Consider the following 16,458-nt stretch of genomic DNA (forward strand, 5'->3'; position numbering starts at 1 on the left):
AGGAGTTTTTGAGACATGGCTGGTTTATCACCAATGATGCAGCATTATATGGAGACGAAGAAACAGTATCCAGACTGCATCCTGTTTTATCGGTTGGGTGATTTCTATGAGATGTTTTTTGACGATGCGCTGACTGCATCAAGGGAGCTTGAGATCACTCTGACCGGAAAGGAATGTGGACTCGAGGAGCGGGCGCCGATGTGTGGAGTCCCGTATCACGCAGTGGATTCTTATCTGAGCAGACTGGTCCAGAAAGGATACAAGGTCGCAATCGCGGAGCAGATGGAAGATCCGAAGCTGGCGAAAGGACTTGTAAAGCGTGAGGTCATCCGGGTGGTAACGCCCGGAACGATCACCAGCGCGCAGGCGCTCGATGAGACGAAGAACAATTACCTGATGGGAATCGTCTATCTCGATGACAAGATGGGAGTGTCCGTCGCGGATATCACGACCGGAGATTTTCTGGTGACAGAGGTATCCTCGGAGCGCTCCCTTTTTGACGAGATTCATAAGTTTGCGCCGGCAGAGATCATCTGCAACGACGCGTTTGTGATGTCCGGGATCAGTCTCGACGACATGAAGGACCGCTATCACTTTACCGTTTCGACGCTCGATGCGCACTTTTTTCAGGATGAGAATTGCAGAAAGATTTTAAAAGAGCATTTCAAGGTGGCAAGTATTGAGGGACTCGGACTCGGAGATTATGACTGTGGCGTGATTGCATCGGGAGCCGTTCTCCAGTACCTCTACGAGACTCAGAAAAATACGCTCGATCATCTGACAACACTTGTTTCCTACGCGAGCGGAAACTTCATGATTCTCGACTCGTCGACGAGACGAAATCTCGAACTTCTCGAGACGATGCGCGAGAAGCAGAAGCGTGGAAGTTTGCTCTGGGTGCTTGACAAGACGCGCACGGCGATGGGAGCGAGACTCCTTAGAAACTGGATTGAACAGCCACTGATCAACAAAGAGGACATTCTGAAACGCCAGCAGGCAATCGAAGAACTCAACCTCAACTACATCAGCAGGGAGGAGCTTGGCGAGTACTTAAATCCGATCTACGATCTCGAGCGCCTGATCTCGCGAATCAGCTACAAGAGTGCGAATCCGCGCGATCTGCTTGCATTCTGCGGTTCAATCGAGATGGTGCCTTATATCAAGACACTCTTAAAAGAGTTTACGAGTGAAAACCTCAAGGCACTCGAGGAACAGCTTGACGGTCTTGAGGACCTCAAAGAGCTGATCAGCCGGGCGATTGTCGAGGAACCGCCGATCACAGTGCGCGAGGGTGGAATCATCCGCGAGGGCTTTTCCGAGGAGGCAGACCGCCTGCGTCAGGCAAAGACCGAGGGAAAGACGTGGCTTGCAGAGCTTGAGGCGCAGGAGCGCGAAAATACCGGAATCAAGAGCTTGAAAGTCAAGTACAACCGCGTTTTCGGCTATTATTTTGAGGTCACAAACTCGTTTAAGGATCTCGTGCCGGATTATTTTATCCGCAAGCAGACACTGACAAATGCGGAGCGTTACACGACAGACAAGCTCAAAGAACTCGAGAGTGTGATTCTCGGTGCGGAGGACAAGCTGTTTTCCCTTGAGTATGATCTGTTCTGTCAGGTGCGCGATGCGGTTGGCGCTCAGGTTGTGCGGATTCAGCAGACGGCGCGCGCAATCGCGGAGATCGATGTCTATGCGTCCCTCTCGACGGTTGCGACGCGAAACAACTATGTGAAGCCGTCGATCAATGAGCGCGGAATGATCCAGATCAAGGGTGGTCGCCATCCGGTTGTCGAGAAGATGATGAGAGACGATCTCTTTGTCGCAAATGACACCTGTCTGGACAATGGAAAGAACCGGATCTCGATCATCACCGGACCGAACATGGCAGGAAAGTCGACGTACATGCGCCAGACTGCACTGATCGTATTGATGGCACAGATCGGAAGTTTCGTGCCGGCAGATCAGGCAAATATCGGAATCTGCGACCGAATCTTCACGCGTGTCGGTGCGTCGGATGACCTTGCAAGCGGACAGAGTACGTTCATGGTCGAGATGACCGAGGTCGCAAACATCTTAAGAAATGCGACGCGCAACAGCCTTCTGATTTTAGATGAGATCGGACGCGGAACGAGCACATTTGACGGACTCAGTATCGCATGGGCAGTTGTCGAGCATATCAGCAACACGAAGGTGCTCGGAGCAAAGACGCTGTTTGCAACCCATTACCACGAGCTGACCGAGCTTGAGGGTATTATGAGTGGAGTCAACAATTACTGTATCGCGGTCAAGGAGCAGGGCGACGACATCGTCTTCCTCAGAAAGATTGTAAAAGGCGGAGCAGACAAGAGCTACGGAATTCAGGTCGCAAAACTTGCGGGTGTGCCGGACTCGGTGATCAACCGTGCAAAAGAGCTTGTCGAGGAACTCAGCAATGCCGATCTTGCGACGCGCGCGAAGGAGATTGCGGAAAACAGTGCGACATCTTCCTCCCACAAGCCGGTTCCGAAGCCGGATGATGTGGAGATGAGTCAGCTGACGCTGTTTGACACAGTCAGAGAGGATGACATCATCGAGGAGCTCAAGACGATGGAGCTTGGAACGATGACGCCGATCGATGCGCTGAACACGCTTTACCGCCTCCAGACCCGTCTCAAAAACCGTTGGAGCGGTGACAGCGCAGGAAAGTAGAAGTAGGGAAATCGTTCAAGTCGACGCAAGCATCGACGACTTGGCGCGTGATTTTGGTCAGCTTAGTTTATAAGAGGGACATACCGAATAGAAAGGAGAAGCAGGAATGCCGGAGATTCATGTGCTTGATCAGAGCACGATCAATCAGATTGCCGCAGGAGAGGTGATTGAGCGCCCGGCCTCGGTCGTGAAGGAACTTCTTGAAAATGCGATTGACGCGAAAGCGAGTGCGGTTACCGTGGAGATCCGCGACGGCGGAATCTCATTTATCCGTGTCACGGACAATGGATGCGGAATTCCGGGGGAGCAGATTCCGACGGCATTTTTGCGCCACTCCACGAGCAAGATTCAATCAGTCGAAGATCTGTTTACGATCGGATCGTTGGGATTCCGTGGAGAGGCACTCTCGAGCATTGCAGCGGTCGCTCAGGTCGAGATCGTCACAAAGACACAGGGAAGCATGAGCGCGAGCCGATATGAGATCGCTGGAGGAGAAGGCGGAGAGGTTCAGGAGGTCGGTGCACCCGATGGAACGACATTTCTCGTGCGAAATCTGTTCTACAATACGCCTGTGCGCCGGAAGTTCTTAAAGACTCCGGCGACAGAGGGCGCGCATATCGTGGATCTCGTGGAAAAGATTGCGCTTTCGCATCCGGAGATCTCGATTCGCCTGATCCAGAATCACCAGAATAAACTTCACACCTCGGGCAATCACAACCTCAAAGATATTATCTACACGATTTACGGCAGGGAGATCACCTCGAACCTGCTTGAGATCGAAAGTTCGCGGGATGTGATCTCGATCAAAGGATTTGTCGGAAAGCCGGTGATTGCGCGGAGCAACCGAAATTTTGAGAATTACTTTATCAACGGGCGCTACATCAAGAGTAATATCATCGGCAAGGCGATTGAGGAGGCATATCGCCCGTTCATGATGCAACACAAGTATCCGTTCACGCTTCTTCACATCTCGATTGAGCCGGAGCTTCTCGATGTCAACGTGCATCCGACGAAGATGGAACTGCGTTTTCAGGATGGAGAGATGATATTCCGCGCGGTTCGTGATGCAATCTCGGATGCGCTGATGCACCGGGAACTGATTCCGGAAGTGATTCTTGAGGAGAAACAGCCAAACGCACAGGCTGAGACGCAATGGGAAGTGCCGTCAGGCGCTCCGTCAAGAATGCAGGAAAGAGTGCCAGGGAAAGAAGCACGGGAGTCAGAAAAACTTCAGGAAAATAAGAAGTTTGATAAGAAATTTGATGATAGAAGCGAGCGTGTGATTCCTTCGTCCGACAGTCCGTATGCGGATATGATGCAGTCGGTCACGGAGCTTGTGATCGACCGCGGGACACAGAAACCTCAGCTTCGCATGGGGCGGAGAGACCGTCTTGGCAGTCTGACTGACGAGATGGATTTCACGGAGCGGGACCAGATCGGTTCGGATCAAATACGACAGAATCAGATGCGTCAAGGTCAAGCGGAGCAGGATCAGATGCCCCAAAAGTTGCAAATTGATCAGGTGGGGGAGACTCGGGAAGAGGCGAGTCCTTATCGCACAAGATCTGTGGAAAGATCTATGGGATCGGAAAATTTGGAATCGGAATCGGGAGCGTGCACGGGACAAGAGGGACACTCCGGGCAGTTGCCAGAGCAACCAGAAATTTATTCAGGGCAACCGGGGATCTGCGTCGATCAGCGACTCACGGAGATTCTGTTAAGCGAACCGCCGGAACATTGTGGAAACTTTTATTTGGAGAATAATCTCAGAGCGGAGGCGGGGCTTCCTCCGATTGAGAGGGAGAGCGTTTCTGAGGATGCGGTTTCATCAGCTCAGGATTTGACAAATGCAAATGCGAGCGAGAACGAGGAAAATGAAACTCGCGCAGTTCAGACTCAGCAGACGGAGCAGAATAACGATAACCAGATCGAGCAGAAAGAACAGTCAGAACAGATAGAACAGACTAAGCAGATCGAGCTGTTTGACGGAAAACTCCTTGAGCCGAAGTCGAGAAACCGCCATAAACTGATCGGACAGCTCTTTGACACTTACTGGCTTGTAGAATTTCAGGATCAGCTCTACATCATCGACCAGCATGCGGCGCATGAGAAGGTGCTCTACGAGAAGACGATGGCGAGCTTAAAGACGCGGGAGTACACGAGCCAGATGGTGAGTCCGCCGATCATTCTGACGCTTGGCAGTCAGGAAGCGTTGATGCTCGAGGCGCATATGAAATACTTTACGGATATCGGATTTGAGATTGAGCATTTCGGTGGGCGAGAGTATGCGGTTCGCGGAGTGCCTGACAATCTGTTCTCGATCGCAAAGAAAGAGCTTCTCTTGGAGATGATCGACGGACTCTCCGAGGATTCTGACGAGGAAAAGAATGCGGACATGATCTATGAGAAAGTCGCTTCGATGTCGTGCAAGGCAGCGGTCAAGGGAAATCACCAGATGAGCTTTGCCGAGGCAGATCACCTGATTGATCTGCTTTTGGATCTTGAGAATCCGTATGCGTGCCCGCATGGACGACCGACGATCATCTCGATGAGCCGTTATGAACTGGAAAAGAAGTTTAAGAGAATCGTATAACCATTATTAAAAAAAGGTAGTTTGAAACAAGTAGCTTACGGGGATGAGAGGGGGAAGATTATGCAGAAAAAACAGCCATTGATTATATTGACCGGACCGACTGCTGTCGGAAAGACGAATCTCTCGATTCAGCTTGCAAAGGCGTTAAATGGCGAGATCATCAGTGCTGACTCGATGCAGGTTTACCGCCATATGGACATCGGTTCGGCGAAGGTGACACTCGAGGAGATGGATGGGGTGACGCATCATCTGATCGATGTGCTCGAGCCGTCGGAGGAGTTTAATGTCACACGGTTTCAGAGCATGGCAAAACAGGCGATGAAAGAGATCACAGACCGCGGTCATCTTCCGATTGTCGTCGGCGGAACGGGATTTTACATTCAGTCTCTCGTCTATGACATTGATTTTACGGAGAACGAGGGCGATGATTCGATCCGAAAAGAGCTTGAGCGCATCGGGGAGGAGCAGGGAAATGAGGTGCTCCATCAGATGCTTGCCGAGGTTGACCCGGCATCCGCCAAGGCGATTCATGCAAACAACAGAAAGCGCGTGATCCGCGCGATCGAGTATTACCGTCAGACCGGAGAGCCGATCTCAGAGCACAACCAGAGAGAGCGGGAGAAGACCTCTCCATACGACTTTTATTACTATGTACTCAACTGTGATCGCAAACTTCTCTATGAGAGAATTGATCTGCGCGTCGATCAGATGGTCGAGCAGGGACTTGTCGAGGAAGTGCAGAAACTCAAAAATATGGGATGCACGAGAGACATGGTCGCGATGCAGGGACTCGGATATAAGGAGATCCTTGACTACTTAGATGGAAAGACGACGCTTGAGGAGGCAATCTATATCATTAAGCGCGAGACGCGTCACTTTGCAAAGCGTCAGCTGACGTGGTTTAAGCGGGAGCGGGACGTGAGATGGCTGAATCTTGAGGAGTTTGGCATGGATCGCGCGAAAGTTTTAAGTCACATCTTGGAAGAGGTCAAAGCTGGTCAGAATTAAATTCGATTGGATTCGATCAAATAAAAGAGGGCTAGGGAAATAGGCGTTTGCCAATTACGAAGAAAAAATTGAGAGAAAAAATCAGCAAAAGAATCCGCACAAAATGCGGGTTCTTTTTAATATCCTTGCAAATTTTTTTGAGATGCGGTATACTATCCGCAATAGACACCCGAGGTCCATCATTTCGTGGAGGGTGTCTTTGCTATGTACAAGAACAGCATAAACAGCACTCGGGATTTTACCGAATGAATAAAATTTGGATAAAAAAGAAGGAGAACAGATGAAACTGGAAGAAATGTACGCTCAGATGGGACTGAGCCCGGAAGTCATTGCTTTTGGAGAGAAGATTGAGAAGGATTTAAAGGAACGTTTTGAGGAGATTGATCAGACCGCAGAGTACAATCAGATGAAGGTGCTGAAGGCGATGCAGGATGCGCGCGTGAGCGATATTCACTTTGCTGCAACGACCGGATACGGTTACAATGACCTCGGACGTGACACGCTTGAGGAAGTGTACGCAAAGGCATTTCACGGAGAGAGTGCCCTTGTGCGCCCGCAGTTGATCAGTGGAACCCATGCGCTCCATGTTGCGCTGTCCGGTAATCTGCGTCCGGGCGATGAGCTCCTCTCCCCGGTTGGAAAGCCATACGATACGCTTGAGGAGGTAATCGGAATCCGTGAGTCTGTCGGTTCCCTCAAAGAGTACGGCGTTGTTTACCGCCAGGTCGATCTGCTTGAGGATGGTTCGTTTGACTATCCGGCAATCGAGAAGGCGATCAACGAGAAGACGAAGCTCGTGACGATTCAGCGTTCCAAGGGATACCAGACCCGCCCGACGCTCTCTGTCGCAAAGATCGGCGAACTGATCGCGTTTGTGAAGAAGATCAAGCCGGATGTGATCTGTATGGTCGACAACTGCTACGGCGAGTTTGTAGAGCGGATTGAGCCGACCGATGTCGGAGCCGATATGATCGTCGGTTCCCTGATCAAGAATCCGGGTGGCGGACTTGCGCCGATCGGCGGTTATATTGTGGGACGCAAGGACTGCGTCGATCGCGCTTCCTACCGTCTGTCTGCACCGGGACTCGGAAAAGAGGTTGGAGCGAGCCTTGGACTCAATCAGTCGTTCTATCAGGGACTCTTCCTCGCACCGACGGTTGTCGCAGGTGCACTCAAAGGTGCAATTTTTGCAGCCAACGTGTATGAGAAGCTCGGATTCCCGGTTGTTCCGAACGGAACAGAGTCCCGTCACGACATCATTCAGGCAGTGACGTTTGGATGCCCGGAGGGAGTTATCGCGTTCTGTCAGGGAATTCAGGCGGCAGCGCCGGTTGACAGCTTTGTATCTCCGGAGCCGTGGGATATGCCGGGATACGATGCACCGGTCATTATGGCAGCGGGCGCGTTTGTACAGGGCGCTTCGATTGAGCTCTCCGCAGACGGTCCGATCAAGCCACCGTATGCCGTATACTTCCAGGGCGGTCTGACCTGGTATCACGCAAAATTCGGTATCATGAAATCCTTGCAGAAGGTAGTCGAGGCAGGTCTTGCGACATTAAAGTAAGAAGTTTGAAGTAAGAATTTTTGTAACTGTTTGGTAGGTCTGCGCATTTCCTGCGCTGACCGTACGAAAATATGGGCTGGCAAGCAAAAATCCCATTGCCGAGGGCAATTTTCAATGGATTTTTGCTCGTGACTGTGAAGATACGGAACAGTTATGAATTTTGTAAATTGACACCTTATTGCCTGCGTATTATGATAATAGAGAATCATCATTTCCCGATTTCGTACTTGGAGAGTTGCGTGAGGAGGAAGGATGAGTAGTCACGTAAAGATGAAGGAACTGCCACGGGATGTACAGCCCTATGAGCGCTGTCTGAAAGAGGGTCCCGCCTGTTTGAGCGACGCACAGCTTCTGTCGATTATTATCCGAACCGGCTCGAGAAACGAGAGTTCTCTCGAGCTGGCTCAAAAGATACTGGCCTTAAATTACCCGAAGGAGGGTATTTTAGGGCTTTTGCACCTTTCACTGGCAGAGTTGATGACGATCAAGGGAATCGGACAGGTCAAGGGGATTCAGCTTCTGTGTATTGGAGAACTCTCGAGAAGAATCTGGAACCGGAAGATCGCAGAAGAGCCACTCCGGCTCGATGCGCCTGATCTTGTCGCAAAGTATTGTCAGGAGGACATGCGCCATCTCGAGCGGGAGGAGTTTCGCGTGTTGATGTTCAACACGAAACAGATGCTCACCGGGGATGTGACGATCAGTCGGGGGACGGTCAATGCCTCCCTTGCGACGCCGAGGGAGGTTCTGATTGAAGCACTTCGGTTTCAGGCAGTCAGCCTGATTCTTGTGCACAACCACCCGAGCGGAGATCCCGAGCCGAGCAGGGAGGATATCCTGCTGACACGGCGGATGCGCGAAGCCTCAGAGCTTATCGGGATTCGCCTTCAGGATCACATCATCATCGGGGATAGTACCTACATCAGTTTGAAAGAACGGGGATTTTTGTAGATGGAATCAAAACGAAGCAAGTACATTTTAATTGGATTGTCGGTATTCTGTATGCTTCTGATCGGAATTACGTCATTTAAGGATGGATTTTTAAATCCTCTGCGAAACGGAATCGGATATTTTTTAAGTCCGATTCAGTCCGGAGTCAACCGGGCGGGAACTTCCCTCTATAACGGGATCAGCAACTACGCAAGCCTTGCGAGTGCGATGGAGGAGAAGCAGGCGATGCAGGATCAGATTGACACTCTGGTGGAGGAGAACAGTCGCTTGCAGTCGGAGCAGTTTGAGTTAAATCGTCTGCGCCAGCTTTATCAGCTCGATCAGGATTACATGCAGTACCAGAAGATCGGCGCGCGCGTGATCGCGAAGGACTCGGGAGACTGGTTTCAGGTGTTCCGAATCAACAAGGGATCGGCAGACGGCGTTCAAGTGGATGCAAACGTGATGGCAGGGGGCGGTCTTGTCGGGATCGTCACCGATGTCGGCGCTCACTATGCGACGGTTCGCTCGATCATCGACGATGTGAGCCGTGTCAGCGGAATGGCACAGCAGTCCGGAGACACCTGTATCGTCTCTGGCGATCTGACTCTGTTCAGCGAGGGACGTCTTCGGATCACAAACATCAGCAAGGATGGAGATGTCAAGGATGGAGACCGGATTGTGACTTCAAATATCAGCTCCAAGTATCTTCCGGGCATTTTGATCGGCTATGCGACCGACATTACGACCGACCCGACACGACTCACAAAGTCGGGCTATCTCGTTCCGGTGGCTCATTTTGACAGCCTTCAGGAAGTTCTCGTGATCACGACGCTCAAGGCAGATCAGGCGGAGCAGGGAAGTACGGGAACATCGGACATTCCGGGGAACCCGGATTCCACGACCGGGGCTGAATATGGATTAGAGACCGGAGCTGAGACAGGATCAGAAGCCGAAACCGGATCACAGATGGAACCCGGAGTGGAAACCGAGACGGGAAACGGGGCAGAAACCGGAACAGAGACCGGCTCTGAGACTCAGACTTCGCAGGGCGGGGAAGAATAGAGAGGAAGAAGAGGAAGAATGAGAAGAATTCTGATTAATGTACTGCTTTTGGTGGTGGCATTCACGATTCAGAACTGTGTGTTTCCGCTGATTCCGTTTCTCTCAGCGACCCCGAATCTGCTGTTGATTCTGACGTTCTCGTTTGGCTTCGTCCACGGAAAGTCAGCGGGCATGTATTACGGGCTCGTCGCAGGAATCCTGTTGGATCTGTTTTACAGTGGTCCGTTTGGGTTTTACACCCTGCTGTTTGTGAACATTGGATACTTCAATGGAATCTGTACGAAATACTACTATGAGGATTATATCACGCTCCCGCTGATTCTGAGTCTGGTCAACGAGGTTGTCTATAATCTCTATATCTATGTCCTGCGGTTTCTGATCCGAAACCGGCTCGACATTCTGTACTATGTAAAGGAAATTGTGATCCCCGAGATGATTTTTACGGTGGTGACGACACTTTTGATTTACCGGTTCTTCCTGTTTACGGACAGACGTCTGCGTGAGATGGAAGATCGGAATAGGAATAGGAGAGACGGATAAAACGTGCTGAAGGATTTTTTGGAAGTAATACGGGAAACCGCCAAAAAGATTCTGACGTCAAGGGTATTTGCCCTGGCGGTGGTCTTTACGGTGATGTTTGTGACTCTGATTGTCAAGCTGTTTGACCTTCAGATTGTGCGGGGGCAGGAATTTCTGGATGATTATGTTCAGCTTACGGAGCGAACGGTGAAGACACCGGGAACGCGAGGAAATATCTATGATCGAAACGGCAATCTGCTTGCCTACAACGAGGCGGCGTACTCCGTGACGATCCAGAACACGGGAGTCTACAAGGACAGTGCTTCGATGAATGCGATGCTCTATCGGTTGGTAAAGATTCTTGAGAAACACGGCTGTAATGTGCAGGGAAAACTTGAGATCGGCATGGATGCGGACGGACAGTTCACCTACACGACGAGCTCGGAGTCGGCGCGACTGCGCTTCCTCAGAGATTATTACGGAGTCAAGTCGGTCAATGAGCTGACGGATTCCTCCGGCAAGTATCCGTCTGCGATCACGGCGAGAGAGGCGATCGAGCGAAAGGCAGAGTCCTACAAGCTCAACGAGATGAAGGACGAGAATGGCAATCCGCTTGTCTTGAATGACTGGGAGAAACTTCAGATCGTCAACATCCGCTACACGATGGCGCTCGTGTTCTACAAGCGCTATGAGCCGAGCACGATCACGGCATACGTCGACGATAAGACCGTCGCGGACATCATGGAGCATGAGGACGAGCTTCAGGGAGTCGGCATCGAGGAGTCGACAATCCGCCGTTACAACGACAGCATCTACTTTGCACCGATTATCGGATACACCGGAAAGGTGCAGGAGGATCAGCTCGATCAGCTTCAGAAGGAGAATCCGGATTACGAGGCGAGCGATGTCGTTGGACGAACCGGCATTGAGGCATCGATGGAGTCGGAGCTTCAGGGAAAGAAGGGAAGCCGAAACCTCATTGTCAACAACATGGGAAACATCATGCAGGTTGTTTCTGAGACCCAGCCGACAACCGGAAACGACGTCTATCTGACGATTGACCGTGACCTTCAGATCGGTATTTATCATCTGATCGAGAAACAGCTTGCGGGAATCGTTGCCGACCGTCTCGTCGATCACGATGTGGAGATCACCGAGAAGACCGACTCGTCGAAGATTCAGATTCCGGTCAAGGATGCCTACTATCAGCTGATCAACAACAATGTGCTCTCTTTAAATCACATGGCGCAGGAAGATGCGTCGGTGACGGAGAAGCAGATTTACAACACGTTTATGGTATCGAGACAGCAGGTGCTCGAGCGTATCCGCTACGAGCTGATGAGCGATCACCCGACGGCGATGAAGGATCTGCCGAAGGATATGATGGCGTACATGGTCTACATTTACAACTATCTGTCCGGATCGACGGTCGGAATCATCCAGAAAAACAAGATCGATCAGAACAGCGAGGCGTATCTCGGATGGAAGGATGACACGATCAGCCTTCGCGATTACATCTATGCGGGAATCTCAGACAACTGGATCGACACGACGCGCCTTGAGGTGAAGAGCAAGTACTCGAGTGCGGACGACATTTATTCTGTACTCGTCGACTATGTGATGAATCAGCTTCAGGACGACACGAAGTTTGCGAAACAGATTTTCCGCTATCTGATCAACGGCGATGTGATCACGGGCAAACAGCTCTGTATCGCACTCTACGATCAGGGTGTTCTGCCGTATGATGCCCAGCAGGTTCAGCTTCTTCAGGCAAACGGTAGCGGATACACCTACACGTTCATCCGCGAGAAGATTCGAAACATTCAGCTGACACCGGCACAGCTTGCGCTCGACCCGTGTACGGGTGGTGTCGTGATTACCGATATCAAGACCGGTCAGGTGCGTGCACTTGTGACCTACCCGAGCTACGACAACAACCGTCTGTCCGGAAGCGTGGATGCGGCGTATTTTAACCAGTTGAACGAGGATCTCTCGCTTCCGCTCTACAACAATGCGACGCAGGCGAAAAAGGCGCCGGGTTCGACGTTCAAGCCGATCACCGCAGTTGCAGGACTTGAGGAGGGTGTGATTAACCTCTATGACACGATCGTCTGCACAGGCGAGTACGGTGAGGTCTCCCCGCCGATCAAGTGCTGGATCGGTGGAGGCGGACATGGCCCGCTCAACGTCGTCGGAGGAATCCAGAATTCCTGTAACTACTTTTTTGCCGAGGTTGCACATCGCCTCTCGACCGATGCAAGTGGAAATTACTCGACCGAGCGCGGTCTGAACACGCTCCGCAAGTATGCGACGATGTTCGGTCTTGACCGTCCGTCCGGAATTGAGATTTCCGAGGCACAGCCGGAGCTGACAACTGAGGACCCGGAGCGTTCTGCGATGGGACAGGGTACGAACTCCTACACGAATGTTCAGCTGTCGCGCTATGTGACGGCGATTGCGAACCGCGGAACCGTCTTTGATCTGACGCTTCTCGACCATGTGACCGACTATGAGGGAAATACGACGAAGACGTATGAGCCGAAGGTGACCGGTCATGTCGAGGTCGCAGACAGCACCTGGAATGCGGTTAAGCAGGGTATGCGCGCCGTGGTTTCCGATGGTTCCGCCAAGCAGATCTTCCGTGATCTTCCGGTGGAGATCGCCGGAAAGACCGGTACCGCGCAGGAGACCCACTCCCGAGGCAACCATGCATTCTTCATCTCCTATGGACCGTACACGAATCCGGAGATTGCAGTGACCGTCAATATCCCATACGGATATTCCTCATCGAATGCGGCGAGCGTTGCAAAGAATGTCTACAAGTTCTACTATGGATATACGACGCTTGACCAGATCCTCAACACCGGTGCTCTTGCGGTATCGAACGTCAAGATCGGAGACTAGAGAGATTAGAGACTAGAAAATAGAGACGAAAGACGAAAAAGCAGATTAGAAACAAAGAGAAGGTTTCTGACAAATCGAAGTAACAAAATAATTAATAAAACAATTAATGAAATAATGAATGAAATAATGACAGAAGAGAAAAAAGAATAAAAGAGAATAGAAGAGAATAGAAAAGAGAGCGAGTATTTTTCGGAAAATCGAAAAGAAAGCGGGGGAGCAGGTTGTGAAAAACAGAGTTGTCATCAAGAGCAGTAAGGCTGGAATGGTGGTAAATCTCGATCCGGACTGTCCATTTTCGGAGCTGGAGAGAGCCGTCGCGGAAAAATTCGAGAAGAGTGCCCGCTTCTGGGGCAATATTCAGATTGCTCTGATTTTGCAGGGAAGGACACTGAGTGCCTCGGAGGAGCTTCGGATTGTCAATGCGATCACCGAGCACTCCGGGGTTGAGGTGCTCTGTCTCCTCGATCAAGATGCACAGCGGATGCAGAGATGTGAGAAAGCGCTCAATGAGAAGTTGATGGAGCTCTCCTCCCAGACGGGTCAGTTCTATCGCGGGGATTTGAACCGCGGGGAATCGATCGAGTCCGAGGCGAGTATTGTGATCATCGGGGACGTCCGCCATGGTGCGCGCGTGTCCGCAAAAGGAAATGTCGTTGTGCTCGGACAGCTTCGGGGAAGCGTCTGCGCGGGTGTTTCCGGAAATGAGAATGCGATGATCGTCGCGATGGAGATGGCGCCTCTCCAGCTAAAAATCGGGGAGGTTTCCTGCCATTACGGGGATCGGGGCAGAAAAATCGGTCGCGGTCCGATGCTGGCATTTGTGGAAAATTGTAGTATTTGTACGAAACCAATAAAAAAATCGGGATTAAGTCTGCTAAATTTGAAATAGATACTGGAAAAATTTTCACTTTTAATGTAAAATAAATAATGGCGAATATATTTTTCAGGAGGCATTTCTATGAGTGAAGTCATGGTGATTACTTCTGGAAAAGGCGGGGTCGGCAAGACGACGACCACAGCGAACATCGGAACAGGTCTGGCACTTCTTGGTTACAGCGTAGTTCTGATCGATACCGATATCGGTCTGAGAAACCTGGATGTGGTGATGGGACTTGAAAACCGGATTATCTATAATCTGGTCGATGTGGTGGAAGGCAATTGCCGGATGAAGCAGGCCCTGATAAGAGACAAAAGATATCCCAACCTCTATCTGTTGCCGTCGGCGCAGACGAGGGACAAGACTTCCGTGAATCCCGGGCAGATGAAAAAGCTCGTGGAGGACTTGAAAGGAGAGTTTGATTACATTCTTCTTGATTGTCCGGCGGGAATCGAACAGGGATTTCAGAATGCAATCGCAGGGGCAGATCGGGCGCTTGTCGTCACGACACCTGAGGTTTCCGCAATCCGCGATGCAGACCGGATCATCGGTCTTCTCGAGGTCGCACAGATGCGCCGGACGGATCTGATTGTCAATCGAATCCGGATGGATATGGTGCGAAGAGGGGATATGATGTCGGTCGAGGATGTATCGGATATCCTTGCGGTACCGGTTATCGGTGCGGTGCCGGATGATGAGGATGTCGTGGTGTCGGCAAACCAGGGAGAACCCCTTGTGGATACCACGTCTTTGGCGGGTCAAGCCTACCTAAATATCTGCAAACGGATCACGGGGGAGACGATTCCACTGATGGATCTCGATCCTCATAAGGGAATTCTGGTTCGGATTTCCGGTTTTCTGAAACGGGCATGACAGAGTGCGTAAAGGAGGGAAACCGAGGATGAGACAGGGATTCTGTTTTTGGGGCAGGAGCAATTCTGGTGAGATTGCCAGAAGCCGTTTGAAACTTCTTTTGGTTTCGGATCAGGCGGGTCTAAGCCTTGGTCTTCTTGATCAGATCCGGGAGGATATGGAGGATGTGCTTTCTCGATATGCGGAGATTGACGGTAGCCGGGTGGAGATTCGGCTGAAAAGAGAAAAGGAAGAAGAGGTGTTATTTACCTCATTTCCGATCCGCAAGTTTACAGACAAGAGGAATTAAAGAATGTTACTGGACTATCGTTTTAGGAATTACAATTTTCGTTTATTCCTTTATGTATTACTTCTTAATATTATTGGTGTCTTTGTTCTCAGAAGTGCTTCCAATCAGGATATGGCTGTGGTTGGAAAGCAGGTGATGGGAATTGTCATTGGGTTTGCCGTTGTGATCGGGCTGTCTCTGGTGGATTATCACCGGGTCCTTTCCACGGCGCCTGTTGTATATGGAGGTTGTGTTCTGATGCTGGGTGCCGTGTTGGTATTTGGTGTCAGCAAGGGTATTGCGACCAGATGGATTCGCGTACCGCTGATCGGTCAGATCCAGCCGGCTGAGTTTGTAAAGATTGGTCTGATTGTATTTTTTGCCTGGTACTTTGACAAGTATCAGGACAAAATCAATCAGTTTGTTACACTGTTGATCGGGGGAGGGCTTTTCTTTGTTGCCTTCTTCCTGATTTTCAGTCAGCCTAATCTTAGTACGTCACTCGTGACATTGGTGATTTTCCTGAGCATGTTGTTTGTGGCGGGGCTGAGTTTCAAATGGATTTTCGGGGCACTGGCGGTTGTTCTGCCGTGCGGAGGTCTGTTTGTCTACTTGTTGAAGCTGGGAGCCGTACCGTTTCTGGCAGATTATCAGGTGCGCCGAATTCTGGCGTTCTTTGATAAATCCGGATATGCGGAGGCAAACCTTCAGCAGAACAACTCGATCATGGCGATCGGCTCCGGCATGTTTTGGGGAAAGGGTCTGAATACGACGACGCTCTCTTCGGTAAAGAACGGAAACTTCCTCTCCGAGGAGGAGACGGATTTCATCTTTGCGGTTGTGGGAGAGGAACTTGGATTCATCGGTTCGGTTGTCGTGATCATCCTGATGGCATTGATTGTTTATGAGTGTCTGATGATGGCGGCGCGGGCGAAAGACTTAGCCGGAAGGCTTGTCTGTGTTGGACTTGCGACGCTGTTTGCATTTCAGAGTTTTGCCAACATTGCAGTGGCGACCGGAATTTTTCCGAATACCGGTTTACCACTCCCATTTATCAGTTCGGGGGTTAGCTCTCTGCTGAGTCTGTATTTTGGAGTCGGCATTGTGATGAATGTGGGACTGCAAAGACGAAATAATAATTATGAGAGGTATTAAAGGAGGTATGTTCT

General features: G+C 50.8%; 11 protein-coding genes and 1 pseudogene. All 12 read left to right on the forward strand.

What is annotated here, in order from left to right:
* The first annotated feature begins 15 nt into the window (after positions 1-15).
* The 12 genes and pseudogenes from mutS (at position 16) to ACR0QT_RS09330 (ending at position 16,444) form a co-directional block, all read left to right on the forward strand.
* Positions 16-2,688, forward strand: a complete 2,673-nt coding sequence (gene mutS, locus ACR0QT_RS09275) for a DNA mismatch repair protein MutS (protein ID WP_432630522.1) — start codon at positions 16-18, stop codon at positions 2,686-2,688.
* Between the two features lie 106 nt (positions 2,689-2,794).
* Positions 2,795-5,281 carry a DNA mismatch repair endonuclease MutL gene (mutL, locus tag ACR0QT_RS09280; RefSeq protein ID WP_432630523.1) on the forward strand — a complete coding sequence of 829 codons (2,487 nt, stop codon included), beginning with the start codon at positions 2,795-2,797 and terminating at the stop codon, positions 5,279-5,281.
* Between the two features lie 60 nt (positions 5,282-5,341).
* A complete protein-coding gene (gene miaA / locus ACR0QT_RS09285) occupies positions 5,342-6,289 on the forward strand; it encodes a tRNA (adenosine(37)-N6)-dimethylallyltransferase MiaA (RefSeq protein WP_432630524.1) in 948 nt (315 codons plus the stop codon).
* 280 nt (positions 6,290-6,569) lie between these two features.
* Positions 6,570-7,853 (forward strand): aminotransferase class I/II-fold pyridoxal phosphate-dependent enzyme, encoded by a 1,284-nt coding sequence (locus tag ACR0QT_RS09290; RefSeq protein WP_432630525.1) that lies wholly within the window; start codon positions 6,570-6,572, stop codon positions 7,851-7,853.
* A gap of 252 nt (positions 7,854-8,105) precedes the next feature.
* Positions 8,106-8,804: a RadC family protein gene (gene radC / locus ACR0QT_RS09295; RefSeq protein ID WP_432630526.1), complete on the forward strand. Its 699-nt coding sequence runs from the start codon at positions 8,106-8,108 to the stop codon at positions 8,802-8,804.
* Positions 8,805-9,623: pseudogene (gene mreC, locus ACR0QT_RS09300) on the forward strand (rod shape-determining protein MreC); the annotation flags it as partial.
* A gap of 243 nt (positions 9,624-9,866) precedes the next feature.
* The gene (gene mreD, locus ACR0QT_RS09305; RefSeq protein ID WP_432630527.1) at positions 9,867-10,388 is read left to right on the forward strand and encodes a rod shape-determining protein MreD; all 522 of its coding nucleotides are present in this window, start codon (positions 9,867-9,869) and stop codon (positions 10,386-10,388) included.
* Between the two features lie 3 nt (positions 10,389-10,391).
* A complete protein-coding gene (locus tag ACR0QT_RS09310) occupies positions 10,392-13,271 on the forward strand; it encodes a penicillin-binding transpeptidase domain-containing protein (RefSeq protein ID WP_432630528.1) in 2,880 nt (959 codons plus the stop codon).
* A gap of 223 nt (positions 13,272-13,494) precedes the next feature.
* Complete coding sequence (locus tag ACR0QT_RS09315) at positions 13,495-14,160, forward strand: septum site-determining protein MinC (protein ID WP_432630529.1); 666 nt, start codon at positions 13,495-13,497, stop codon at positions 14,158-14,160.
* A 69-nt stretch (positions 14,161-14,229) separates the two neighbouring features.
* Positions 14,230-15,021, forward strand: a complete 792-nt coding sequence (minD, locus tag ACR0QT_RS09320) for a septum site-determining protein MinD (protein ID WP_177978189.1) — start codon at positions 14,230-14,232, stop codon at positions 15,019-15,021.
* A gap of 28 nt (positions 15,022-15,049) precedes the next feature.
* Complete coding sequence (gene minE, locus ACR0QT_RS09325; RefSeq protein ID WP_177978188.1) at positions 15,050-15,310, forward strand: cell division topological specificity factor MinE; 261 nt, start codon at positions 15,050-15,052, stop codon at positions 15,308-15,310.
* A 3-nt stretch (positions 15,311-15,313) separates the two neighbouring features.
* Complete coding sequence (locus ACR0QT_RS09330) at positions 15,314-16,444, forward strand: FtsW/RodA/SpoVE family cell cycle protein (RefSeq protein ID WP_432630530.1); 1,131 nt, start codon at positions 15,314-15,316, stop codon at positions 16,442-16,444.
* Positions 16,445-16,458 lie beyond the last annotated feature (14 nt).

The organism is Brotaphodocola sp., assembly GCF_050873365.1.
Classification (GTDB): domain Bacteria; phylum Bacillota; class Clostridia; order Lachnospirales; family Lachnospiraceae; genus Brotaphodocola.